22 protein-coding genes are annotated in these 22,922 nt (G+C 62.8%); 11 read left to right on the forward strand and 11 right to left on the reverse strand.

Features of this window, described 5'->3' with window-relative positions; translation table 11 throughout:
- Window positions 1-3 precede the first annotated feature (3 nt).
- The 6 genes from VOI18_RS02860 to VOI18_RS02885 all read right to left on the reverse strand — a co-directional run bounded on the left by VOI18_RS02860 (window position 4) and on the right by VOI18_RS02885 (window position 6,567).
- Window positions 4-852, reverse strand: a complete 849-nt coding sequence (locus VOI18_RS02860) for an EamA family transporter (RefSeq protein WP_323760896.1) — start codon at window positions 850-852, stop codon at window positions 4-6.
- Between the two features lie 3 nt (window positions 853-855).
- The gene (gene ftsY, locus VOI18_RS02865; RefSeq protein WP_323760897.1) at window positions 856-1,785 is read right to left on the reverse strand and encodes a signal recognition particle-docking protein FtsY; all 930 of its coding nucleotides are present in this window, start codon (window positions 1,783-1,785) and stop codon (window positions 856-858) included.
- A complete protein-coding gene (gene mtaB / locus VOI18_RS02870) occupies window positions 1,782-3,116 on the reverse strand; it encodes a tRNA (N(6)-L-threonylcarbamoyladenosine(37)-C(2))-methylthiotransferase MtaB (protein ID WP_323760898.1) in 1,335 nt (444 codons plus the stop codon). The genes ftsY and mtaB overlap by 4 nt, the downstream gene beginning before the upstream one ends.
- A 52-nt stretch (window positions 3,117-3,168) precedes the next feature.
- Entirely contained in the window at window positions 3,169-3,780 is a 612-nt protein-coding gene (locus VOI18_RS02875; RefSeq protein ID WP_323760899.1) for a hypothetical protein, read from the reverse strand.
- A complete protein-coding gene (locus tag VOI18_RS02880) occupies window positions 3,777-5,618 on the reverse strand; it encodes a DUF885 domain-containing protein (RefSeq protein WP_323760900.1) in 1,842 nt (613 codons plus the stop codon). The genes VOI18_RS02875 and VOI18_RS02880 overlap by 4 nt, the downstream gene beginning before the upstream one ends.
- A gap of 79 nt (window positions 5,619-5,697) precedes the next feature.
- The gene (locus VOI18_RS02885; protein WP_323760901.1) at window positions 5,698-6,567 is read right to left on the reverse strand and encodes an SDR family oxidoreductase; all 870 of its coding nucleotides are present in this window, start codon (window positions 6,565-6,567) and stop codon (window positions 5,698-5,700) included.
- 222 nt (window positions 6,568-6,789) lie between these two features.
- Between VOI18_RS02885 and sdhC the strand changes: the two genes are divergently transcribed.
- From sdhC to VOI18_RS02915, 6 genes are read left to right on the forward strand one after another with little or no spacing between them, the layout of a single operon-like run.
- On the forward strand, window positions 6,790-7,182 hold the full coding sequence (gene sdhC, locus VOI18_RS02890; protein ID WP_323760902.1) for a succinate dehydrogenase, cytochrome b556 subunit: 393 nt from the start codon (window positions 6,790-6,792) through the stop codon (window positions 7,180-7,182).
- A gap of 1 nt (window position 7,183) precedes the next feature.
- Window positions 7,184-7,555: a succinate dehydrogenase, hydrophobic membrane anchor protein gene (gene sdhD, locus VOI18_RS02895; protein ID WP_323760903.1), complete on the forward strand. Its 372-nt coding sequence runs from the start codon at window positions 7,184-7,186 to the stop codon at window positions 7,553-7,555.
- Between the two features lie 12 nt (window positions 7,556-7,567).
- Window positions 7,568-9,355: a succinate dehydrogenase flavoprotein subunit gene (gene sdhA, locus VOI18_RS02900; protein ID WP_323760904.1), complete on the forward strand. Its 1,788-nt coding sequence runs from the start codon at window positions 7,568-7,570 to the stop codon at window positions 9,353-9,355.
- A 2-nt stretch (window positions 9,356-9,357) separates the two neighbouring features.
- The gene (locus VOI18_RS02905) at window positions 9,358-9,783 is read left to right on the forward strand and encodes a DUF3052 domain-containing protein (protein WP_323760905.1); all 426 of its coding nucleotides are present in this window, start codon (window positions 9,358-9,360) and stop codon (window positions 9,781-9,783) included.
- Window positions 9,783-10,160 carry a hypothetical protein gene (locus VOI18_RS02910; RefSeq protein WP_323760906.1) on the forward strand — a complete coding sequence of 126 codons (378 nt, stop codon included), beginning with the start codon at window positions 9,783-9,785 and terminating at the stop codon, window positions 10,158-10,160. The genes VOI18_RS02905 and VOI18_RS02910 overlap by 1 nt, the downstream gene beginning before the upstream one ends.
- A gap of 27 nt (window positions 10,161-10,187) precedes the next feature.
- Entirely contained in the window at window positions 10,188-10,967 is a 780-nt protein-coding gene (locus VOI18_RS02915) for a succinate dehydrogenase iron-sulfur subunit (RefSeq protein WP_323760907.1), read from the forward strand.
- Between the two features lie 79 nt (window positions 10,968-11,046).
- On the opposite strand, the gene VOI18_RS02920 is transcribed toward VOI18_RS02915, so the two are convergent.
- The gene (locus tag VOI18_RS02920) at window positions 11,047-11,892 is read right to left on the reverse strand and encodes a 1-acyl-sn-glycerol-3-phosphate acyltransferase (protein ID WP_323760908.1); all 846 of its coding nucleotides are present in this window, start codon (window positions 11,890-11,892) and stop codon (window positions 11,047-11,049) included.
- 145 nt (window positions 11,893-12,037) lie between these two features.
- Between VOI18_RS02920 and VOI18_RS02925 the strand changes: the two genes are divergently transcribed.
- On the forward strand, window positions 12,038-12,688 hold the full coding sequence (locus VOI18_RS02925) for a hypothetical protein (RefSeq protein ID WP_323760909.1): 651 nt from the start codon (window positions 12,038-12,040) through the stop codon (window positions 12,686-12,688).
- 47 nt (window positions 12,689-12,735) lie between these two features.
- Here VOI18_RS02925 and VOI18_RS02930 read toward each other — a convergent pair whose 3' ends face one another.
- Window positions 12,736-13,440 (reverse strand): hypothetical protein, encoded by a 705-nt coding sequence (locus VOI18_RS02930; RefSeq protein ID WP_323760910.1) that lies wholly within the window; start codon window positions 13,438-13,440, stop codon window positions 12,736-12,738.
- 127 nt (window positions 13,441-13,567) lie between these two features.
- Window positions 13,568-16,891, reverse strand: coding sequence for an autotransporter domain-containing protein (locus tag VOI18_RS02935; RefSeq protein WP_323760911.1), 3,324 nt, complete (start codon window positions 16,889-16,891; stop codon window positions 13,568-13,570).
- 272 nt (window positions 16,892-17,163) lie between these two features.
- Between VOI18_RS02935 and VOI18_RS02940 the strand changes: the two genes are divergently transcribed.
- Window positions 17,164-18,663 carry a CoA-acylating methylmalonate-semialdehyde dehydrogenase gene (locus VOI18_RS02940; RefSeq protein WP_323760912.1) on the forward strand — a complete coding sequence of 500 codons (1,500 nt, stop codon included), beginning with the start codon at window positions 17,164-17,166 and terminating at the stop codon, window positions 18,661-18,663.
- An 80-nt stretch (window positions 18,664-18,743) separates the two neighbouring features.
- Here VOI18_RS02940 and VOI18_RS02945 read toward each other — a convergent pair whose 3' ends face one another.
- On the reverse strand, window positions 18,744-19,109 hold the full coding sequence (locus VOI18_RS02945) for a hypothetical protein (RefSeq protein ID WP_323760913.1): 366 nt from the start codon (window positions 19,107-19,109) through the stop codon (window positions 18,744-18,746).
- A gap of 274 nt (window positions 19,110-19,383) precedes the next feature.
- Between VOI18_RS02945 and VOI18_RS02950 the strand changes: the two genes are divergently transcribed.
- Window positions 19,384-20,526: an iron-containing alcohol dehydrogenase gene (locus tag VOI18_RS02950; protein ID WP_323760914.1), complete on the forward strand. Its 1,143-nt coding sequence runs from the start codon at window positions 19,384-19,386 to the stop codon at window positions 20,524-20,526.
- The gene (locus VOI18_RS02955) at window positions 20,523-20,948 is read left to right on the forward strand and encodes a thioesterase family protein (RefSeq protein WP_323760915.1); all 426 of its coding nucleotides are present in this window, start codon (window positions 20,523-20,525) and stop codon (window positions 20,946-20,948) included. Before VOI18_RS02950 ends, VOI18_RS02955 begins: the two co-directional genes overlap by 4 nt.
- 13 nt (window positions 20,949-20,961) lie before the next feature.
- Here VOI18_RS02955 and VOI18_RS02960 read toward each other — a convergent pair whose 3' ends face one another.
- The gene (locus tag VOI18_RS02960; protein ID WP_323760916.1) at window positions 20,962-21,606 is read right to left on the reverse strand and encodes a hypothetical protein; all 645 of its coding nucleotides are present in this window, start codon (window positions 21,604-21,606) and stop codon (window positions 20,962-20,964) included.
- A 152-nt stretch (window positions 21,607-21,758) separates the two neighbouring features.
- On the opposite strand from VOI18_RS02960, the gene zapE reads away from it, so the two are divergent.
- Window positions 21,759-22,895: a cell division protein ZapE gene (zapE, locus tag VOI18_RS02965; RefSeq protein WP_323760917.1), complete on the forward strand. Its 1,137-nt coding sequence runs from the start codon at window positions 21,759-21,761 to the stop codon at window positions 22,893-22,895.
- The last annotated feature ends 27 nt before the right edge of the window (window positions 22,896-22,922 follow it).

Below are 22,922 nucleotides of genomic sequence, written 5' to 3' on the forward strand. Positions count from 1 at the left end.
AGGTTACATGACCTGAAGTAATACGAGCCCCGCAGCGAGGCAGATTGCAAGCATTGTGCGCCGCGCACCGAAAGGTTCCTTCAGCACCAGCGTCGCCAGGATGGCGCCAAGAACGATCGACAGTTCGCGCAGGGCAGCCATGGGAGCGACGGGTGCATTGGCATAGGCGTAAAGCGCCAGCCCGTAGGTGGCGAGGTTGAATCCCATGCACATCAGGGCTGGTCGGGTCTCCTGCCGAGCGATGGCCAGGAATGCACGGCCGCGTCGGAAGACGGCTGTGGGGAGAATGGTCACGCCGGACAGAACAAAGAACCAGCCGAGATAGATGAAGAGCTGCCCGGAGGTCCGAACACCCGCGGCGTCGATCACCGTATAACTGGCTGTCATGCTCGCCGCGGCGAGTGCAAGCAGGATGAGCTTGAGCTTGGGTTTTCCGTCCCGTTCGGGCCAGGCGAAGCCGATCAGGGCGGCGGTTGCCACGCTCAGCCCGGCCACCTGCCCGAGCGAAACCGTCTCGCCAAGGAAGGCAAATGCCGCAATGGCCGCCAGCGCGGGCGCGGCTCCGCGCATGACCGGATAGGCGAGGTTCATCTCGCCCTCATTGAAGGCCGCGACCAGCAGCATGTTGAACGCCCAGATCACGACAGCGCCGGCCAGCAAGAAGCGCCAGACCTCCCAGGGCGGGAACGGCTGGAACAGCAGCCAGGGCAGGATGAGGGCGGCCAGAAACCCCTGCGTCAGACCCCGAAAGACCAGCCGGTCATTCGCCTTTTTGGTCAGCAGGGTCATGATCGCATGCGCCAGCGCCGAGCCCAGCATGGCCAGGGTGGCGAAGGCGAGCGAATTGTCCAAGCGCTAGCTGTCCAGTCCGGCAAGGGCGCGCGAGAAATCGCGGGCCGAGAAGGGTTGCAGGTCCTCCTCGCCTTCGCCAATGCCGATATAGTGGATGGGCAGCTGGAATTTCTCGGCGACCTGCACCAGGGCGCCGCCCTTGGCGGTCCCGTCCAGCTTGGTCATCACCACGCCGGTCACTTCGGAGGCTTCCAGGAAGGCCTGGGCCTGTGACACGGCGTTGGAACCGACTGTGCCGTCGAGAACCAGGACGACATGATGCGGGGCGTCCGGCATGCGCTTCCTGATGACCCGCACGACCTTGCGCAGTTCGTCCATCAGCTCGGCCTTGTTCTGCAGGCGGCCGGCCGTGTCGATCAGGACCACATCATGACCGTCGCGGTCGGCCTGGTCGATGGCGTCGAAGGCGAGGCCCGCTGCGTCGGCTCCGATTTCGCGCTTGATCACCGGCGACTTGGCCCGCTCGCCCCAGACCGAGACCTGCTCGATTGCGGCAGCGCGAAAGGTGTCGCCGGCGGCCAGGATCGGATTGCGACCCTCACGCTTCAGCTTGACGGCGATCTTGCCCAGAGTGGTCGTCTTGCCCGAGCCGTTGACCCCGACAAACAACACGACCTGCGGCCTGGCACCGCTCAGATCCAGCCCTTGCTCCAGCGGGGCCAGCGTTGCCGCAACCACCTCTGCCAACGCTTCGCGGACGTCTTCGTCGGAGACTTCCTTGTCGAAGCGGTCCTTGGCCAGATGCTCGGTGACCCGCATGGCGGCGGCAGCGCCCAGATCGGCGGCGATCAGGACATCTTCAAGTTCCTCCAGCGCCTCGCGATCGAGTTTGCGCTTGGTGAAAATCGCGCTGACACTGTCGCCCAGCTTGGAGGAGGAGCGTTTCAGCCCCTGCGCCAGCCGGGAAAAGAAACCGGGCTTCTTCTCGCTCATCCGGTGATGACCCCTTGCAGTTCCCGCCCGTCATGCCCCGATATGGCGATGTCGACAAGCGCACCGGCCCGCGGGAACTCGGCTTCCTCTATACGGATGCCGGCAAAGTTTCCGGCGCGGGCAAAACCGGGCTTTTCAACCAGTGCGGCCTTCTCCAGTCCGATCATCCCGTCCAGGTGACGGCTCAAGGCCTCGTCAGCCTTGGCCCGGAGCCGGTTGGCGCGATCCTTGATCACCGCGCGCTCAAGCTGGGGCATGCGAGCCGCCGGTGTGCCCGGGCGCGGCGAATAGGGGAAAACGTGCAGATAGGCGAGCTGGCACTCGTCGACCAAGCGGATCGAGTTTTCGAACATCGCTTCGGACTCGGTCGGGAAACCGGCAATCATGTCGGCGCCGAAGGCGATTTCGGGGCGGGCCAGCTTCAATCGTTCACACAACGCGATCGCATCGTCGCGCAGATGACGCCGCTTCATGCGCTTGAGAATCATGTCGTCCCCTGCCTGCAGCGACAGGTGCAGGTAGGGCGCGATGCGGGCCTCGCCGGTAACCGCCTCGAACAGGGCCTCATCGATCTCGATGGCGTCGATCGAGGATAGGCGCAGTCGCGGCAGGTCCGGCACATGTTTCAGGATGGATTGAACCAGTCGCCCCAGTGGCGGGTTGCCCGGCAGGTCCTCGCCCCAGGAGGTCAGGTCGACCCCGGTCAGCACCACTTCGCTGTGGCCGCTATCGACCAGTGTCTTGATCTGGTCGACCACCTCGCCGGCGCCGACCGAGCGCGAATTGCCCCGGCCATAGGGAATGATGCAGAAGGTGCAGCGATGGTCGCAGCCATTCTGGACCTGGACATAGGCGCGGGCCCGTCCCTCCATGCCCTCGACCAGATGACCGGCGGTCTCGGTCACGCTCATGATGTCGTTGACGCGGACCTTCTCCGTGCCGCCCAAAAGGTCGGCGGGCTTGAAGGTTTCGGCCCTGAGCTTTTCGTCATTGCCGATAACCCGGTTCACTTCGGGCATCCTGCCGAACATGTCCGGATCGACCTGGGCGGCGCAGCCGGTGACGATGATCTGCGCGTCCGGATTATCGCGGCGGGCGCGGCGGATGTTCTGGCGGGCCTGGCGGACGGCCTCATTGGTGACAGCACACGTGTTCACGAGAATGGTATTGGTCAGGCCTTGATCGCGGGCATGCTTCCGCATGACCTCGCTCTCCCAGGCGTTCAGCCGGCAGCCGAAGGTCAGGATCTCGAGCCCGGCTTCGGTGTCGACCGGCCGCGTTGGCGGCGTGTCGGGACCCGAAGCGGCCGGATTGTCATCATGCGCGCTCATGGCGAGCGGATAAGTGGTGGAGTGGCGGCTTATCGTCAAGCGGCGCGGGCAATCAGCGCCTCATCAACCGCTTGGTCGCCTCGCCGACCATTACCGCCCAGATGCCGAGGGCCGCATGATAGATGTGCCAATTGGTGATCCCCAGCGTGCTCTCTGTCCGGCTGCCGCCAATCAGCAGCGATACAGCCCCGATCAGGACGAAGCTGGCAAGCCAGACCAGTCCGGCGGGGCGTTGACCGTGCATGACCAGCATGACGCTGGCGGCCACACCAATCACAAGTGCCAGTATCGGCAACAGGTTGATCAGGGCTTCGGTGCCGGGAAAGAACATGAGGAAGGCAACCAGAGCCGGAATGCCGTAGCGGATATAGCGGGTGATACCACTGTCCAGTTTGACCGCTCGGGTCTTGAGCATCAGGCCGGTCGCGATCAGCAGGAGGCCGGCGGCCCCGGCGAAGTCGGTCGCCATGCCATGCAGGCCGGCCAGCTCGCTGACCTGGCCGGAGGCAAAACGCACCACACCGATAAGCGCAGCGAAGGCGATGAAGCCGAGACCGAAGCGGATCATCCGGACCTTGCCGTCGCGGCGATACGGCCACAGCAGATAAATGCCGAGACAGGCCCCGATGACCACCAAGGCGTCAGTAATGGCGAAGGCGATCATTCCGATTGCTCCGCCAGGGTTGCGGCCTGTTCCTCGATCCACGCGACCATCTTGGCTTCCAGGGCCGAAAGCGGCATGGCGCCGTCTGCCAGCAGATGGTCGTGGAAGGCCCGGATGTCGAAATCGGTGCCCAGGCGGTTTTCCGCTCGGGCCCGAAGGTCACGTATCAGCAATTCGCCCGACTTGTAGGCCAGCGCCTGGCCCGGCCAGGAGATGTAGCGTTGAACTTCGGTACGAACATTGTGCGGGGCGAGGGCCGAGTTTTCCAACAGGCAGGCTTCAGCCTGTCCCTGGGTCCAGCCCATGTAGTGAATACCGGTATCGACGACCAGGCGGCAGGCGCGCCACATCTCATAGGTCAGCCGACCGAATTCCTCGTAGGGCGTTGTGTAGAGGCCCATATCGGTCGCGAGAGTCTCGGTATAGAGGCCCCACCCCTCACCGAAAGCGGTGATGTAGCTATCGCGGCGAAAATCCGGGACGTCCTCCAACTCGGCGGCTATCGAGATCTGGTGGTGATGTCCCGGCACGGCCTCGTGCACGGTCAGGGCCGGCAGTGTGTAGAGCGGGCGCTGGGTCAGGTCATAGGTGTTGACCATATAGCCACCGGCCACGCCGTTATCGATATCGCCGGGCCAATAGCGGCCTGTGGTGTAGGTTGGCGCCATGGTGTCGGGAACCGGCCGGACGCCGTAGGGCAGGCGCGGCAGATGGCCGAAGAAGCGCGGCATCGCGTCGTCGGCGCGCTTGGAGATCCAGGCCGCATGCATGAGCAGTTCTTCCGGAGTCTCGGCGTAAAATTGAGGGTCAGTGCGCAGGAAGTTGAGAAATTCCGCAAACGTTCCCTCAAAGCCGGACCGCTCGATGACCTCTCCCATTTCTTCGCGGATGCGGGCCACTTCCGTGAGGCCGCGCTGATGGACTTCCTCAGGTGAGGTATCCAGCGTCGTGTGGTAGCGAACCAGGGTCTGGTAGTACTGACGACCCTCGGGCACTTCAGAGATACCGAGGCTCTCGCGGGTCTGCGGGATATACTCGTCGCGGAAGAAGGCGAGCAGGGTCTCATAGGCCGGGATGGCGGAGTCCCGGATCGCGGCTTCGGCCTCGGAGCGGACACGGGCAAGCTCGTCGGCTGGGAGGTTGTCGGGCATGCCCTCGACCGGGGCGATCAGCAGGCTGTGCAGCGTATCGGGATCGCTCAGTGCCTCCACCTGCGACGCCGCCAGTTCGGCGATCAGGCGGGGCTGCGTGAACCCGTCAGCGAGACCCCGGCGCATCCACTCGATATTGGCATCGAAGAAGCCGGGGATGGCATTGATACGGGTAACCCACGCATCGGCGCGATCGATCGTGCGCAGACGCGTCGAGGCAGACGCGTAGGATGGGGCGGAGAAAAACCCACTGTCGTTGTTGAAGGGTCGACGGGCTTCGTCGAACGGCGCCAGCTCGACGCGGAAGCGCAGGATGTAATCGAGAACGGCATGGGAAATCCGCTCGTTGTCGTCGAGTGCCTCGGCGTCGATGGCGTCAAGGCGCACCAGGAAAGCTGCTTCGGCTTCCGCTTGCGCGTCCAGAGACGCTTCGCTGACATCATGCCATTGCCCGGCCGCTTCCAGATCGCCGTCGCGGGCGCGGGCGCCGGGGTTGTTCTCATGCTCGAAAGCTTCGAAGTCCTCGATCAGGGCGTTGAAAGCGGCGCTGGCGGACGCCTCATCGGCCTGCGCAGAGGTCTTGGCGAGCAAAGGCAGCGGTTCGGCGACGGACGTTGACGGAACAGCAAGGCTCAGCGCGAGCAGCGAAGCACCGGCAAGCAGGCCGGCAGAACGATGAAAAAGCATGGATCTCTCCCCTGTTTGCCAGAGGATGGCCCGGCACGGGACGGCCCGCAAGCCGGGCCGTCATCGCCGTGAGGAGCGGTCAGCGGTGCTTGCGTTCCAGCCCGACGCGCTTGGCGACCAGGTTGTTGACCAGTCGCTCGGGCAGGACTTTTGGCAGCGACCAATTGGTTATCCGATCCGGTACGATGGCATAGCGAAAACGCGGTTTGGCGTCCGTCAGGCCGCGGAAGACCCGATCCGCAATCTTGGAGGGCGGGAAGCCAGCCGGACCATTCCTGGCCATCCAGCCCTGGATCCGCTGCATCGCCTCGAAGAAAGGACTATCCTTGTAGGGCGTGGTGTCGATCTCTTCGGCCTTGGACCAGATCGGTGTCGCCACGGCGCCCGGCCCGATCACAACGACCTCGATGCCATAGAGCATCAGTTCACGACGCAGCGATTTGCTGATCCCCTCAACGGCGTGTTTGGAGGCGGCATAGGGCCCAAGGAAGGGCGCACCCATTTCTCCAGCGACCGACGACATCATGACGATCCGGCCCGGCTCGCCGGTCAGGCTTTCATCAACGCCCAGAAGCGGCCCGAACGCCTGGGTGACCCGGACAACCCCGGTCACATTGACGTCCATCTGGTTCTGGAAATCCTCGAGCGGCAATTCCAGCATTGGCCCTGCCACTGCGATACCGGCATTGTTGACCAGGCCCTTCAGGGTCTGGCCCTCCAGCGCCGTGCGGACCGTGCCCGCTGCGGCGTTGACGCTGACGGTGTCGGTGACATCGATGATGACGGGAACGAGGCTGGCGCCCAGATCACCTTTCAGCCGCTCGCCATCTTCCGGCTTGCGGACGCCGGCGAAGACGCGCCAGCCCTCATCGACAAGACGTTTGGCACAGGCCGCACCGATCCCTGTGGAGGCACCGGTCACGACGGCGGAAGGCTGGACTTGGGTCATGTCGATCTCCTTGATGGACAGCCCTAACCTAGGGCGGGTGGCGCCATTCTCAAACGGGAACGCGGGACGGTTGCGTGAAAAAATGTCGGCATGTTGTCAGCGGTACGCTTCGCCGTGCGTTGACCCTGACAGGTTCAGGCCTATTGTGCTGCACCGACACTGACTTTCTGCGCTGGCGGGGCTGCCGCGCAGGTTCCGGACAAAAGAGCGAAAGGCTGCCGCATGGCTTCCGACTGGTCTGATCCGCGTCCGATGTCGCCACACCTGCAGGTGTGGCGCTGGCACGCGACGATGGCGTCATCCATTCTTCATCGTGCCACTGGGGTGGCCAATTATTTCGGCGCTGTCGCGATCAGCGTCTGGGTCATCCTTCTCGCCTTTGGTGCCGAGGGATCGATCGGTTTCCTGTTTGAGGGCTGGATGGCCTGGGTCACCCGTTTCGGGTTGATCGCGCTGACCTATTCGGTCAGCTACCATTGGCTGAATGGCTTGCGCCACCTGGTGTGGGATGCGGGCAAGGGTTACGATCCCAAGGGCTCCAACCTGCGGTCAATCCTGATCATTTTCGGCGCCGTCATCCCGACAGCGCTGATCTGGCTCGATCTGGGGATTTGAGATGAGTGATTACCGTACACCGACCGCCAAGGTCCGGGGTCTCGGAGCATCCGGTCATGGCGCCAGCCACTGGATCTCGCACCGGATTACCTCGATCGCGCTCTTCTTCCTGGCGCCTGTTTTCGTCTGGATGTTGGCCAAGTCCGGCGCGCCCGCCAGCGCCGCCGAATTCTTTTCCAGCCCGGCCGGCGCCATCATAACCCTGCTCACCCTGACGGCGGGTTTGTCGCACATGCGCCTGGGTATGCAGGTGATCATCGAGGACTATGTCCATAAGCACAGCACCAAGACGGTCTTGATGCTCGGCAACACTTTCCTGACGCTGGGGTTGTGGCTTGTCACCGCCTTCGCCCTGCTCAAACTCGCGCTTTAACGGACGCACCACATGGCCGAATACAAATGGATCGATCACACCTATGACGTGGTCGTCGTCGGCGCCGGGGGCTCGGGCCTTCGCGCGGCACTCGGGGCTTCGCAGGCGGGCTTGAAGACCGCCTGTATCTCGAAAGTCTTCCCGACCCGATCACACACCGTGGCTGCGCAAGGCGGAATCTCCGCCTCGCTGGGCAATATGGGTGAGGATGACTGGCGCTGGCACATGTACGACACCGTTAAGGGGTCGGACTGGCTGGGTGACCAGGATGCGATCGAGTATCTCTGCCGCAATGCGCCGGACGCCGTTTACGAGCTCGAGCACTGGGGCGTGCCTTTCTCGCGCACCGAAGACGGCAAGATCTATCAGCGCGCCTTTGGCGGCATGACGAAGAATTACGGCGAAGGCCCGGTCCAGCGCACCTGTGCCGCCGCCGACCGTACCGGCCACGCCATCCTGCACACGCTCTACGGCCAGTCGGTCCGCAATGAGACCGAATTCTTCATCGAGTATTTTGCGCTCGACCTGATCATGGATGATGACGGTGTCTGCCGTGGCATCACCGCCTGGAAACTCGATGACGGCACGCTGCACCGTTTCCGCGCCCAGACCGTGGTCCTGGCAACGGGCGGCTATGGCCGCGCCTATTTCTCCGCCACCTCGGCCCACACCTGCACTGGTGACGGCAATGCCATGGTGCTGCGCGCCGGACTGCCGCTGCAGGACATGGAATTCGTGCAATTCCACCCGACCGGCATCTATGGTGCCGGCTGCCTGATCACCGAAGGTGCCCGCGGCGAGGGCGGCTATCTGACCAATTCCAACGGCGAACGCTTCATGGAGCGCTATGCCCCGTCCGCGAAAGACCTCGCCTCACGCGATGTGGTTTCTCGCTCGATGACGATGGAAATCCGTGAAGGCCGCGGTGTCGGCGCCAATGGTGACCATATCCACCTCCATCTCGACCATCTCGATCCGGACATTCTGGGCGAGCGCCTGCCGGGTATTTCGGAGAGTGCGCGCGTCTTCGCCGGTGTTGATGTGACCAAGGAGCCGATCCCGGTCCTGCCGACGGTCCACTACAATATGGGCGGCATCCCGACCAATTATCACGGCGAGGTCCTGACCAAGGTCGGCGGCGATGCCGATACGGTCGTGCCGGGCCTGATGGCGGTCGGCGAAGCGGCCTGCGTTTCGGTACATGGCGCCAATCGCCTGGGGTCCAACTCGTTGATCGACCTGGTCGTCTTCGGCCGCGCTGCTGGCCTGCGCCTGGGCGAGACGACCAAGGCCGGCGCCAGCCAGCCAGAGGTCAAGGCGACCGATGGCCAGCTCTCGCTCGATCGCCTGGACAAGTATCGCAATGCTACCGGCGGCACGCCGACCGCCAAGCTGCGGCTCGAAATGCAGCGGTCGATGCAGAACAACTGCGCTGTCTTCCGGACCGGCGAAGTCCTGAATGAGGGCGTCGAAGCGATCAGGCAGGTCTATACGGGCATGGGCGATATCGGCGTGACCGACCGGACCATGGTCTGGAATACCGACCTCATGGAAACGCTCGAGATGGACAACCTTCTCAGCCAGGCAGCGGTGACAGTGAACGGTGCGGCCAATCGCGAAGAAAGCCGCGGCGCCCATGCCCGCGAGGATTTCTCTGACCGTGACGATGAAAACTGGATGAAGCACACCCTCGCCTGGTGCGATGAGGCCGGCAATGTGAAAATCGACTATCGCCCGGTCCACACCTACACGATGTCCAACGACATCGAGTACATCAAACCCAAGGCGCGGGTTTACTAGGCATGATCCAATCCGCCGGATATTCGGGAACGCCCCTGCCAAGGAAGCTCGGTCTCAAGGACGGGCAGGCGGTGGCATTCCTGAACCTGCCCGAGGCGCATGACGATTTGCGCTCGGCGGCGGTGTTTGCGCGCGAGCAGGCGTCGGCTGCTCCCGGAGATGAGCTCGATTTCGTGCATTATTTCACCAAGGTGCGGACCGAGTTCGAAACCGATCTGCCACGGCTGCGCTCATCCATCCGGCAAGACGGCATGATCTGGGTCTCGTGGCCCAAGAAGGCGTCGAAAGTCGAAACCGACATGACCGAGGACGTGATCCGCGACGTCGCCCTGCCCATCGACCTGGTCGACGTGAAAGTATGCGCCGTCGACGAGGTCTGGTCCGGCTTGAAACTGATGATCCCCCGGAACAAGCGGATGGTGAATTGATGCTGGCTTCGGTTTCATTCGCGTTTGTTGCGGCGGCGCTTCTGACGGCTCAGGGCGAGCCCACAGAACTCGACGGCGCCGCGCTGACCGACGTGTTTACCGGTGCCAGCCTGCAGGGGTGCTATCCGGATGGCGCGGAGTGGCACGAGCTGACCCGGGCCGATGGCACCCTGTTTGACCAAACCGTCACGCCGCAGCGCGAGGTGGGTCGTTGGTGGGTTGAGAATGACGAAGTCTGCTACCGGTACAGCGTCCGGAACCCCCAGGCGGGCCCGTCCTGCTGGACAGTGCTCCGGGATGAGCGACATCTCTATTTCGTTACAAGCTACGGCAGCGTCGGTGCCGTGACCAATTGCGATGACGATCCGACCGTCTGACGCAGGAATTCCGAAGAAGGCTCCACAATGGTTCAGCTGACACTCCCCAAAGGTTCCGCACCGAAAAAGGGCAAGACCCATCCGACTCCGGATGGGGCCAAGAATACGCGGACCTTCAAGGTCTATCGCTACAATCCGGAAACCGACCAGAATCCGAGCTGGGACACCTACAAGGTGGACATGGATGATTGCGGGCCGATGGTTCTTGATGCCCTGTTGTGGATCAAGAACAATGTCGACGCCTCGCTTGCCTTCCGTCGCTCCTGCCGCGAAGGCGTTTGCGGGTCCTGCTCGATGAATGTCGGTGGTCGCAATACGATCGCCTGCACGTCCGGTATCGACGAATACAAGGGCGACATCACCATCTCGCCGCTACCGCACCAGCCGGTTGTCCGCGACCTGGTCCCGGACCTGACGCAATTCTACGCCCAGCACGCGGCGGTGAAGCCCTATCTCAAGACCGATACGCCGGCACCCGAGAAAGAGTGGAAGCAGAGTCCCGAGCAGCGCGAGAAGCTGGACGGCCTCTATGAGTGCATCATGTGCGCCTCCTGCTCCACGGCCTGCCCGTCCTATTGGTGGAATGGCGACAAATACATGGGTCCTGCCGCCTTGCTGCAAGCCTATCGCTGGCTGGCCGACAGCCGCGACGAAGCCACGGGCGAGCGCCTCGACGAGCTCAATGACCCATTCAAGCTCTATCGCTGCCACACCATCATGAATTGCGCCCAGGTTTGCCCCAAGGGTCTCAACCCGGCCGAAGCCATCGGTGAGATCAAGCAGATGATGGTCGAACGCGAAGGCTGACCCGCCCCAGATTGCCGACTTGCCAAAGCCCTGCCCGACCCGGCAGGGCTTTTTCTTGCCGGCGGGCCAGGCCGGTTGGCTAGCGGCTCCAGGCCATACGCTCGCAGATGCCCCGGAACATCTCGGTCACGAGAGCGTCGCTGCCGTCTTCCTTGCCGATGGTCATCGGTCGGCCATACCTAAGCTCATACCGTGCCCCCGCCTTTCCCATAAGCCCCTGAAAAATTGTCATATCCTTGAGCTCCTCGTTGATCTGGGCGAGCACGTAATAGAGGAGGGGCATGCGCTGGCGCACGGCGAGCGGGATGACCGGTGCGCCGAACTTGCGGGCGAGGCTGATCGCGGTCGGGTGCCACGGGCGTTCGCGCAGGCCCCAATGTTTCCAGCTCCACTCCGACATCCGGCCGGATGGAAACAGGACGATGCACTGCCCCGCCTTGAAGGCGTCGATGGCGCGTCGCAGGACTTCCCGACTCTGATTGCGGTTGCGGTGCTGGTCCCGCCACTCAACCGGAATGACCCGTTCTTCCAGACCGGGGCACACCTTCAAGGCATCCCGGTTGGCAAAGTACAGCAAGTCGGACCGTCTGGCCTTGAGGCTGTCCCACAGGGCTATGCCGTCCGCGATGCCACCGGGATGGTTGGCGACGATCACGCAGGCACCAGTGGCCGGGACATTGTCCAGGCCCTCACACCGGGTATCCAGACGCAGATAGTCCGATGCCCAGTCGAAGCAGCCGGTCCCGGACAGGTCGGCAATGGCATCGGCCATGGCCACAGCCCGACGATAACCCAGCATGGGGTAGCCGATGGCTTTCACCAGTGGCCAGAGCGGCGTGTTGATAAGGCGGGGTGCGCGATCCTCGATCAGCTCATCGACGATGTGGGGCTTTGCCACCGCGGGCAAGGATGTGGGGTCGGTCATGACCGCAAGAAACTCCTGCTGCCGCGTGGACGCAATGAAAATCCATCCTGTTGCCCAACAGGGTTACCGGAAGATTTACGGTTTGGCCCGCGCTTTGCGACGCAGCAGTCAGACGTTAACGCCTTGTTCACGATTGGAACACGCCATGACGATGACACACACCCTGCCCGCCGGAGTCGTCCGCCGCCTGCCGGTCAAGCGTGCCCGTATCCAGGACGACCTGGTCGCGGACTTTCTTTCGACTGTCGTCAAGGCTGGCCAGCGAACCATTCAGATTGGCGCCGGCGATCTCGGCGCGGTCTGCCTGAAACGCGGAGCGCATCATCAGATCGTCGCCACCATGGGTGCCATCGAGGCCTTGCAGGCGGCTTGCGATCGTCGCGGCATACCGACCGACGCACTCAGCGGCGGTCTGGCGGCCCGCATGGGCCCCGGCGAGCCGGGATTGGACCTGGCGATAGTCGGCTCAGATACCGGGTTTCCAGCCATGGCCGCCAATTGGCGCCATGTGTCAGGCCGACTGCGCGAAAGGGGCCTTCTGGTTTTGCTTGGCGCCGACCACGGAGCCTGCGCCCGTTTGGCCGATGCGTTGGACCAGGATCCAAGCTGGCAGCTTGAAGCCCGTATCGGTGGGGAAGCCGCGGTGTTCCGCAAGACCGGACAGGTCAGTGATGCCACCGCGCTCGCCGGTCTTGCGAAGGTCAGTGACCCGTCCCGCCGTCCCCATGGGGTCCGCTTCAGCTTGGTCAGGCGGCTGATTGACCGCATCTTGCCCCGTCATCGTCAGATTGGATGATGCCCGGGCGTCGCGGGGCCCGACTGCGTCCGTCGTGCGGACGCTGATCAGCCGTCTGTCAAACCGCGATCACCACCGCCGGGCCTGCCACCACCCTGACCACCGCCCCGTCCGCCACTGCCACGTCCGCGTTGCCCCTCTCGTCCTTGAGCCCCGCCGCGTGCGCTCCGGATGAACGGCGCACATTCAGGCGTTATGTTTCCGCGTTCCAATGGGGTCGGTGTGAAGGCGTCGGCGAGCGCGGCCGCATTCTGGCGCCGGGTTTCATCCAGACGCGCGTTGATTTCAGCCTCAACCTGATTGTCCAACCGGTCCAGGCCGTAGGCCCGCTCGCGCGTATTGCGACGGTAGACCGCCGCCCAGTAGGCGGCTTCGTCATGGGCTTGCTCGGTGCCAATCCCGGCATAGGCGGTCGCGAGCTCGGCCTGGGCGGCTGGCCACCCTGCATTGCCGGCCGCCGCCAGCCGCTCAAACCCCTCGATCCGCATGTCGTCACGCAGGATTGCGGGTGTCGTGTCCAGTTCCGACATGGCCATCGCGCTGTGCCCGGCCAGGAATTGGGCAATCTCGAAGCCTTCGCCCTGTACCGCGATACATCGCAGGATCGGCAGGGCTTCAGAATAGCGGCCCTGGTCGACCAATCGGGCGGCGCTTTCAAAGCCGGAAGCCGGGCGATCATCCTGCCCGCGTGGCCCGCTGGCGCAACCGGCCAATACGACCAGGGCCCCAAGGGCGGTCAGGTTTCGGAACATGAAAGTCTCCCGGCTCGGACGATAAAGGGTTCAACGCGACTGGCGTCCCGATCCGTCGGGCCGCCAGCAACAAAAAACACCCGGCCTTTCAGTGCCGGGTGTTTCCTGCCCAAAGATACTGACGGGATCAGAAGGGAAGCGAGAAGGCGATACTGGTGACGGCCTGATTGATGTAGTTGCGGCTCACCTCGCGCTGATGGTTGAACGAGAAGACGGCCCCATTGGAAAGCGTCTTTTCGAATCCGATGGCGGCCTCGAACCACATGTGGTCCAGCGTCAGGCCGCCGGGCGCCGAGAATGCAATCGTCGGTGCGTCGGTGAAACTCGCCGAGTAGAGGCCATCGGCATCGCCCAGGTCCTGGGCGGCACCGATATAGACATGAGGCTCGACCCCGAAGGCATTCCAGCTGCCGGTTGCGCCGGCGCGGGCCAGCAGGCTGCTGACCGAGCGGCCGGCGACGGCAAGGCTGGCAGGGCCACCCGTGCTTGTGGCGCCATCAAAGGTGAAGTCGGTGTACTCGACGCTGGCCGTCGGTTCGATCCGAAGCGGCTGGTCGGTCCACCCCCGGTAAGTCACTTCCAACCCACCGCCTGTCGCGTCGCCGTCCTGCTGCAGGCGGGAGGTGCTGCCGGTTGCCAGGCGGCGCTGGCCGTCGCTTTCGAGCGTCGAATGGCTGACATAACCGGCAAGCGACCAGGTCTCCGTCTGGTACCCGGCGAAGGCGCTGAATTGCGTCGTCGACACATCGGTCGCGACATAACCCACACTGGATGTCGCATCGCCGTCGGATTGGGCCAGGCCGATCGCGGCACCGCCAGACCAGCCACTGTCACTGAAGCCCTCGATCCCCATCAGGGTGAAGCCACCGTCGATATCAAATCGTCCGGCGCCGACGATCAACCCCGCATCGCCCTGGATCAGGCCAATCTGGCCAAACGCACGCCAGCCCGCGCCCGAGCGTGAAGTCGATTCAGCCGCCGGTTGCCGGAAGAGTGACTTGGCGCCGCTCAGATGGACAGAGCTGGCCATCCCGTTCGCGTGCAACTCGGCGCTGGCGAGAACGTCCGACATCGCACCCGCTTGAGTGAACCGGCCTCCGATCTCACCGCGAAGCGCCGCGCTGAGCGCATTGACCTGCGCGCGGGCCGAACGATCAAACATCACCGTTTCGTATGGCGAGAAGCTGTCGAGTGCGGCCGTCAGGTTTCCGTCCTCGAGCAGGTCAATCAGGCCATAGATATCTGCCAGATCGCCATAGGACCCGGCACGTCCGTTATCGAGTGCGTTGGCGAGGTTTCGCTGGAAGAAGTTGCTGAATACGGCCTGGCTCGCGATGGGGTCGGCTTCAATGGAGAAGGAAACAACCCCATTGGCATGGCTGACAGTCGGACGCAGCGCGCCGGGCAGGTCGTGGATATTGGTGAAGCCATCAGCAATCGCACCGGCATTGATGAAGGTGCGGGTGTCGCCAAAGCGTGGCGTGTACCCGTCGGTCGGATTGATCAACAACATGCCGCCGAGCGAGATGGTGCCGGATACGGTAAACTGGTCGTTCGCGGTTGGCGATACATCGATCGCCAGTCCACTCGCCGACGCGAGGACCACATTGCCATTGACGGTCAGGTTGCCGGTCTGGCCGACCCCGCCAGGCGCGATCAGGCCCATGATGTTGGTCAAATATGGCGTATTGATCGTACCCGATCCGGTCAGCATGCCCGACATCAGGAGGTAGTCGCCCCAGCTTGTCAGCGTGCCATCCACATTCATGGTGCCGGACTGGTGCATGATCTCGATCAGGCTGGTGAGGTCGCCACTCGCGGCGATGTTCAGTCCGGCCTGGGAGCCGGCCAGTGTCAGGCGGTCAATCTCGACAGTGCTGGAAAGACGGGTCGTGCCCTCTGAAAGCGTCACGTCGAAATACCGACCGATCGAGGTCGAGGTCGCATTGATATTGTCCGCGACGAAACCGGTGGCACCCGGCAGGCCATTGTCCAGAGTCGCCGGTGGAAGCGCGGAGGCAGGTCCCGGTTCAGCGTCGGAGCCAGCGCCCTCGGCCACCGCGTATTCCGGATTGCCCTCTGAAACCGGAAGGCGCGTTGGAAGGGTTTCTCCATCCAGCGTGACGGTGCCCAGGGAATTCGAGGTCCCGTCGGCGGAAGCCGCGCTGCCGTCGGCTGCACCGCTGCTTGAATAGGGCGAGAGCACGCCTGTTTCGAGCGTCACGCACTGATCGCTCGGCGCAAAGCAGAGTTCGCCCCAGGGGTCGGACGTGTCATTGATGCCTTCGCCCGGATCGGTCGGCAATCCATTGACGATATCGCCATTGGAGTCGATCACGCGGAACGCCGGATCGAGCATTGTGATCCAGTGATTGGGGTCCTCCCAGTCGCCGTCAGCCCCCGAGGTGGACACATAGCGATAGGGGTTGTTCTCCACGATCCAGTCCCAGAACAGATAGAGCGGCTGATAGAATCCATTGGTGCCATAGCTGCTGAACACCTGTGGCCCGAAAAAGCGCGAGCCGCCCGACAGGACGCCAATCACAAGGTCTTCATCAACACCAGCATTGCCGGCCGCGTCGAGAATCAGCGGGCCGCCTGAATCACCGCCGGCTGTCGCGCCTTCATTGGGGGCCGCATCGCCCCGGAAAAGGTCGAAGTCGAACGGGTTGGTCCGCGTCGGATCGTCAAAGTCGATATGATAGAGATTCTGCGGCAAATCACCGAAGGCGTTGCCGAACAGGAAGATGTTGCGCTCATCGATCGAGGCGAGCGCACCGATATAGTTTTCGGCTGCCCGGCGGCGCCAGTCGATGCCGATCGACGCGCCGGTCGTTCCGTCGCCTGTGCGGCCATAGCCGACCAGGTTGACGTGGTAGCCGGACCCGGTCGCCTGGGTATAGCTGGTGGGCGCGGGAAGGGCGGAAAACAGGAGCGCCCAGGTCGGGATATTCCCGGCGGGAGTGTCAAGGACCGACAGCGCCACATCGCCTTCCAGGAATCCGAATCCGTCCGGGCGGGCCAATGATTCCGGATTGTAGAGGATTTGCGCGACATTGAAGACCGACAGGTCCGCATTGGTGCCGTAGCTGTTGTTGATCCAGTCGATAAAGCCCGGCAGGGCATCGGTTCCAAATGACCAGGCCGCCGCGATGCCGGCGTCGCCATAATCGGACGCGGCGCGATCATTGACGCAATGGGCGGCAAAAAGAACGGTTCGCGGGTTGATCAGCGTCCCGGAGCATACAAACCCGTCGCTCCGGAAGAACATGCCGATACCGGTTACATCGGTGGCGGAATCGACCAAATCTTCCGGCGTGACCGAGTCGATAGGAACCAGTGTGGGCTCGTCTTCCTGAGCAAAGGCTGGCGTGGCCGCGGCTATCCCGACGATCGCGGTGCTGGCAATCAGGCAGGATCTGAGCGTGAACTTGGAACGTGCTAGCGACATGGTGATTTCCCCGAGGCTTCCGGCTTCTGCGGCGGCCTGACAGGCTGCTGTCGAAGCATGCAAATGCTGGCGCCAGTTTTTCGTGTTCCGAGAGGCAAGGCAAGGGCAAATCAACTGCAGCTTGTGATTGATATACCTCTGGGTGCAGGCGAGTCCGACCGGTCGCCAGCGCAGCCTCTTCGCTCGACAGGCCGGGCCTGACATACTAAGTCAGCGGCCATAAACCGGTCCCGTTGAGGAGCGGAACCACACGAGATTTCGGGAGCGCTTTGATGACACGTGACATCCATCATTTCCTCAATGGCAAGGCGACCGTGGGGACGTCAGGCCAGTTCGGGGATGTCTACAATCCCAATACCGGAGCGGTTCAGGCCCGCGTCCAGTTCGCGACGACGGACGAAGTCGCGCGGGCTGTCGAGGACGCCAAGGCGGCCCAGGTGAAATGGGCGGCCATGAACCCGCAGCGGCGGGCCCGCATCCTGATGACCTACAAATCGCTCGTGGAAGCCGAACTGGACAGCCTCGCCGAGTTGCTGTCGTCCGAGCATGGCAAGGTCGTCGCCGACTCCAAGGGTGACCTGATCCGTGGCCTTGAAGTGATCGAGTTCGCGTGCGGCGTGCCCCACCTGTTGAAGGGTGAGTATACGGAAAGCGCCGGGACCGGCATCGACGTTTACTCGATGCGGCAGCCCCTCGGTGTCGTGGCCGGCATTTCGCCGTTCAACTTCCCGGCCATGATCCCGATGTGGTTCATGGGCATGGCGCTCGCGACCGGCAATGCAATGATCCTGAAACCGTCGGAAAAGGACCCGTCGGTTCCGGTCCGACTGGCGGAGCTGATGGTCGAGGCAGGTCTGCCGGAAGGCGTCCTGCAAGTCGTCCATGGCGACAAGACAGCGGTCGATGCGCTGCTGCACAATGACGATATCAAAGCGGTCTCCTTCGTCGGCTCGTCAAACATCGCCCACTACATCGCCCAGACCTGTGCCCGCGAGGGCAAGCGTTTCCAGGCGATGGGCGGCGCCAAGAACCACGGCATCATCATGCCCGATGCCGACATGGACCAGGTCGTGACCGATTTCCTCGGCGCGGCTTTCGGATCTGCCGGCGAACGCTGCATGGCGCTGCCGGTCGCTGTTCCGGTTGGCAAGGATACGGCAGATGAGTTTGTTGGCCGTATCGCCGAGGAAGCCGCAAAATTGCGGGTCGGTGTGTCGACGGATGCGGATGCCCACTACGGCCCGGTTGTGTCCTTGGCGCATCGGGCGTCGATCGAGAAGTGGATCCAGACCGGGGTCGACGAAGGGGCGGACCTCCTGTTGGACGGTCGCGGTTTCGAGTTGCAGGGACATGAAGGCGGTTTCTTCATCGGGCCGACGCTGTTCGACAATGTCAAGCCATCCATGACCGCCTACCAGGAAGAGATTTTCGGGCCGGTTCTGCAGGTGGTCCGGGCCGATACTCTTGAGGAGGCAGCGCAGCTTCCGTCCGAACACCAATACGGCAACGGTGTCGCCATCTTCACCCGGAATGGCCTGGCGGCGCGGGAATTTGCGTCGAAGGTCCAGGTCGGCATGGTCGGGATCAATGTCCCGATCCCGGTTCCCGTGGCGTATCATTCCTTCGGCGGCTGGAAGCGCTCGGCCTTTACTGACACCAATCAGTACGGCACGGACGGCATTCGCTTCTTTACCAAGATCAAGACGGTGACCCAGCGCTGGCCGACCGGTGACATCGGTGACCAGGCCTTCGTCATACCGACCATGAAATAACGACAGCCCCGTCCGCATGAAAAAAGGCCTCCCGGATTGTCCGGGAGGCCTATTTGGTTGGGAGTAGGGTTTGTGTGGGGTCAGGCGGACTGGCGCACGGTGAGCCAGGACAGGGCCTCGTCGCGCGTTCTGAAAAAGCGGGTGTGCTCGGGACATTCCACGATTTCGCGCAGGACGGCCGCGAGATAGGGCTCGTCCCAAGCGCCCGGCATGACAAGGGCGCAGGACAGGGGGCGTTCCAGGGCGAACAGGAAATTCTCGATTATCTCCGCCGAAAGTTTCGGTGAATCCTGCTGTTCGGCGTCACTGCAATCGGCAAGGATCGCAATCACGCCCTGCTGCTGGCTCAGCTCGCGAGCCCGCTCTGTTGCCCAGCCGGCCTCGCGACGTGTTGCCTGCCCGCTCGCGCGAATTTCGACGACAGATCCGCCGTCGATAAGGCTCACCCTTACCGTCATACCCAATACCTGCACACGCTAATTCTAGTATCCGGGGCAGGATAGGCCTCACAACGGCGGATCGCCAGTATTGGAAAATGATCAAATGCGTCGTGAAGGCCTTTGTGGACAGGGAATTTCAGGAATTAACCAACGCTTCTCAATCAATTCAACTGCGTAGAAAATGAGCGTCCGGCCGGGCTCATCAGGCCCCTTGCCAGAAACCGGTCGGTAGGACATGAAAAACATACCGTTAACTGTAAGCCGGCGTTGATAACCCGAAATGGCATCATTCCAGTTCCGAACCGTTCCACATGTTCACGCCGGCCGCGGCTCCGCGACCAATCTTGCAACAATCGCGGCGCCGCTCCTGGATGGGGTCGGGCGTATCGTACTGGTGACTGACCGGGGCGTTCGTCAGGCCGGCCTGATCGAGGGTTGCCTCGCTCAACTCGAATTGGCGGGCCTAGCCGTTCTGGTCATCGATGAGGTGGTCGCAGATCCGCCCGAAGCCATGGTGTTGTCGGCGGCCGCCCGCGCGCGTGAATTCGGTGCGCAATTGGTGATTGGTTTTGGTGGAGGATCGTCGCTCGATACCGCCAAGCTCGTCGCGTTGCTGCTTGGCTGTGACCAGCCGCTTGCCGACATGTATGGCGTCAATCAGGTCAAGGGTGAGCGCTTGCCACTTATCCTCGTTCCGACGACCGCCGGAACCGGCTCGGAGGTGACGCCGATCTCGGTGGTCACGGTTGGTGAGGCCACGAAGATGGGGGTGAATGACCCTGTCCTTTTTGGCGATATGGCCGTGCTTGATGCCGAGCTGACCGTCGGGTTGCCGCGCCATGTGACCGCGGCGACCGGTATCGACGCGATGGTGCACGGGATCGAGGCCTACACCTCGGCGATCGAGAAGAACCCGGTTTCCGATGCCCTTGCTCTTGCCGGATTGAAGAAATTGCATGGTGCGATCGAGCGAGCCTGTCTGGACGGATCCGATATCGCAGCCCGCGAGGACATGCTGTTGGGGGCATTGCTGACCGGTCAGGCTTTTGCGAATGCTCCGGTTGGAGCTGTCCACGCTCTGGCCTATCCCCTGGGCGGGATATTCCATGTGCCACACGGACTATCCAATTCTCTGATGCTGCCGCCGGTGTTGCGCTACAATGCGACAAGCGCCGAGCCGCTTTATTCGCAACTCGCGGCGCATCTCGATCTGGCTGGCGCCTCGACCGAAGCGCTGGTGACAGAAATGGAGCGGATCGCCGGCGTCGTGGGAATTGAAACCCGGCTGAATCAGGTCGGCGTCTCGCACAATGACCTGCCGAAACTCGCAGAGGACGCCATGAAGGTGGAGCGCTTGCTGAAGAATAATCCGCGACCCATGACACTCGAGGCCGCGCAAGCCTGTTATGAGGCGGTCCTGTGATTGAGAAGCGCGGCCGCGACGCCTACCCCCGCTTTCGTTCCCTGCCGACACGCTGGGCCGATAACGATATCTACGGCCACATCAACAATGCCGCCTATTACGGCTTTTTCGATACGGTGGTGAATTGCTTCCTGATCGAGGAGGCCGGGCTGGATATACATGCGGGTCGCGTGATCGGCCTCGTGGTCGAAACAGGGTGCAATTATTTCGCGCCACTCGCCTATCCGGAAACGGTCGAGGGCGGGGTGCGCGTGGCGCGGCTTGGCAGGTCCTCGGTCAGTTATGAGATCGGTCTCTTTAAAACCGGTGACGATCAACCCGCGGCGCAGGGGTATTTCGTCCACGTCTATGTTGACCGCGATTCCCGTCGGCCCGTTCCGCTTTCAGACGCGATGCGGCAGGCTCTGGCGCAGATCAATTGATCGAGCAAGCCATCTAGGCTTGGCAGAACGGGATCAGAGAAATGAGCAATGCGAGCGCGAGGCCGCAGGCAGACAAGGCTAACGTATCGCCCCATTTGTTTTCTTCCTGGCTGATGCGCGCCAGGAATTCGGGGATGTGCCGGTCGCCATGGCGCTGGACCCAGCGTCCGAGCCGGGCCAGCGCTGCAGGACTGCCACGATTGGCGGCTCGCCGGATCTTGGCGGCGCCAACAAATGTATGCACTTCGGCCGGGGCCTTCAGCATGAGCACGGTCCCTATCGCCGAGCCGATGATCAGCGCGGCGGCCAGACAGATGAGCATGATGCTGAGTGGCGTTCGGGGGCCGCAAACCGGCTGGAGCCGTTCAAACAAAAGCGCCTGGCCGATCGTGATGCTGGCCAGGTAGGTGAAAAGAAGCGCGATACCGATACCGTGGAAGACCCGGCGAGCCGGAAAGAACCAGGGGTTCACCAGCGGCTGGGCTGCAATATACGCAACAAACTCGCGGGTGAATCCAAGCTGGTATAGTCGCTTGGCACCGTCAGGTCCGAACTCACCGGTCGTCAAAAGGATGCTGCGTTGTGCCGCCGCTTGTCGGTCACGTTGGGCTGTCCGAACCGGCCGCACCGGTTTGTTGGCTCGCGAACGTGGCTGCATCAATCCCGACTCCAACACGGTTGATCGAAACTGTAATGAGGTTCAATCCGGGGCTCAATGGGCACCTCGCTGCAGACGGTTGGGCCGATCTTGCGCCGCCAGCGCCCCTTGCCCATTGACCTGACCACCCGCAGCACCCAAGCCTGTCGCGCATGACGACGCCCCTCTCCGTCCTGCGCCAGCGCGTCGATGCCGGCCTGCTCAGTCCTGATCCTGAACAGGAACGGGCGGCCGAAGTCCTGAGTGATCTGGCTGGACGCCTGTCGGATTGGCGGCCTGATCGCAAACCCCTCTTTGGCCGGCGGGATCCGGTGCCACGTGGCCTCTATCTCTGGGGCGGTGTTGGACGCGGCAAATCCATGCTGATGGACATCTTCGTCGAGCACGCGCCTGTATCACCAAGGCGTCGGGCACATTTTCATGAGTTCATGCAGGATGTGCATGCCCGCATCACCGCCTGGCGCAAACTGACACCGGCCGAACGGCGCAAAAGGCCTGAACATGTGCGGGGCGTCGGCGATGACCCGATCCCGCCGGTCGCCAAGGCAATCGCTGCCAAGGCGCGCCTGCTGGCCTTCGATGAGTTTCAGGTCACCGATATCGCCGATGCATCGATCCTGGGGCGGCTCTTTGAACAGTTTTTTGAGCGCGGCGTGGTGGTGGTTGCAACCTCCAACCGCCACCCGGACGACCTTTACAAGAACGGCCTCAATCGTCAGCGCTTCCTGCCGGTGATTGAAATGCTCAAGCACCGGCTTGATATCCTGGAGCTGGACAGCGGGACCGACTTTCGCCTGCGCCAGCTGGAGGCCGCTCCGGTGTATTATACGCCGCTGTCGGCGGATGCCGAACTGTCCATGAACAAGGCCTGGGAGCGCCTCACCTCCGGAGCGGTGCCGCAACGCTGTGTTCTCGATGTGAAGGGGCGCAGCCTGACCGTGGATCGAGAGGCGGCAGGCGTGGCCCGCTTCACTTTCTCCGAACTTTGCGCCCGCCCCCTGGGCCCGGCCGATTACCTCACCCTGGCTGACCGGTTTCACACCGTTCTGCTTGAATTTGTTCCGCAGCTGTCCCCCGACAAGCGCAACGAAGCCAAGCGCTTTGTGACCCTGATCGACGCGCTCTATGAAGCCCGCACCAAGCTGGTCATGAGCGCCGCTGCCGAGCCGGCTGACCTCTATCCGGACGGCGATGGGGCCTTTGAGTTCGAGCGGACTGCCTCGCGCCTGGTGGAAATGCGAACCCATGACTATCTCGCCGCCCAGCGGCGCGAACAGCCGGACGATTAGCTGTCAAAGCCAATCAGGCCACGCTTT

Origin of the sequence: Maricaulis sp., assembly GCF_034670125.1 — a bacterium.
Lineage (GTDB): Bacteria > Pseudomonadota > Alphaproteobacteria > Caulobacterales > Maricaulaceae > Maricaulis.

What these genes read in the sequence shown, in the direction of transcription:
- sdhA (WP_323760904.1), top strand. Translation starts at nt 7,568, where the DNA reads ATGGCCGAATACAAATGGATCGATCACACCTATGACGTGGTCGTCGTC.
- mtaB (WP_323760898.1), bottom strand. Translation starts at nt 3,116, where the DNA reads ATGAGCGCGCATGATGACAATCCGGCCGCTTCGGGTCCCGACACGCCG.
- ftsY (WP_323760897.1), bottom strand. Translation starts at nt 1,785, where the DNA reads ATGAGCGAGAAGAAGCCCGGTTTCTTTTCCCGGCTGGCGCAGGGGCTG.
- VOI18_RS02920 (WP_323760908.1), bottom strand. Translation starts at nt 11,892, where the DNA reads ATGACCGACCCCACATCCTTGCCCGCGGTGGCAAAGCCCCACATCGTC.
- sdhD (WP_323760903.1), top strand. Translation starts at nt 7,184, where the DNA reads ATGAGTGATTACCGTACACCGACCGCCAAGGTCCGGGGTCTCGGAGCA.
- VOI18_RS02930 (WP_323760910.1), bottom strand. Translation starts at nt 13,440, where the DNA reads ATGTTCCGAAACCTGACCGCCCTTGGGGCCCTGGTCGTATTGGCCGGT.
- VOI18_RS02915 (WP_323760907.1), top strand. Translation starts at nt 10,188, where the DNA reads ATGGTTCAGCTGACACTCCCCAAAGGTTCCGCACCGAAAAAGGGCAAG.
- VOI18_RS02905 (WP_323760905.1), top strand. Translation starts at nt 9,358, where the DNA reads ATGATCCAATCCGCCGGATATTCGGGAACGCCCCTGCCAAGGAAGCTC.
- VOI18_RS02950 (WP_323760914.1), top strand. Translation starts at nt 19,384, where the DNA reads ATGGCATCATTCCAGTTCCGAACCGTTCCACATGTTCACGCCGGCCGC.
- VOI18_RS02875 (WP_323760899.1), bottom strand. Translation starts at nt 3,780, where the DNA reads ATGATCGCCTTCGCCATTACTGACGCCTTGGTGGTCATCGGGGCCTGT.
- VOI18_RS02910 (WP_323760906.1), top strand. Translation starts at nt 9,783, where the DNA reads ATGCTGGCTTCGGTTTCATTCGCGTTTGTTGCGGCGGCGCTTCTGACG.
- VOI18_RS02960 (WP_323760916.1), bottom strand. Translation starts at nt 21,606, where the DNA reads ATGCAGCCACGTTCGCGAGCCAACAAACCGGTGCGGCCGGTTCGGACA.
- VOI18_RS02925 (WP_323760909.1), top strand. Translation starts at nt 12,038, where the DNA reads ATGACGATGACACACACCCTGCCCGCCGGAGTCGTCCGCCGCCTGCCG.
- VOI18_RS02885 (WP_323760901.1), bottom strand. Translation starts at nt 6,567, where the DNA reads ATGACCCAAGTCCAGCCTTCCGCCGTCGTGACCGGTGCCTCCACAGGG.
- VOI18_RS02940 (WP_323760912.1), top strand. Translation starts at nt 17,164, where the DNA reads ATGACACGTGACATCCATCATTTCCTCAATGGCAAGGCGACCGTGGGG.
- VOI18_RS02880 (WP_323760900.1), bottom strand. Translation starts at nt 5,618, where the DNA reads ATGCTTTTTCATCGTTCTGCCGGCCTGCTTGCCGGTGCTTCGCTGCTC.
- zapE (WP_323760917.1), top strand. Translation starts at nt 21,759, where the DNA reads ATGACGACGCCCCTCTCCGTCCTGCGCCAGCGCGTCGATGCCGGCCTG.
- VOI18_RS02935 (WP_323760911.1), bottom strand. Translation starts at nt 16,891, where the DNA reads ATGTCGCTAGCACGTTCCAAGTTCACGCTCAGATCCTGCCTGATTGCC.
- sdhC (WP_323760902.1), top strand. Translation starts at nt 6,790, where the DNA reads ATGGCTTCCGACTGGTCTGATCCGCGTCCGATGTCGCCACACCTGCAG.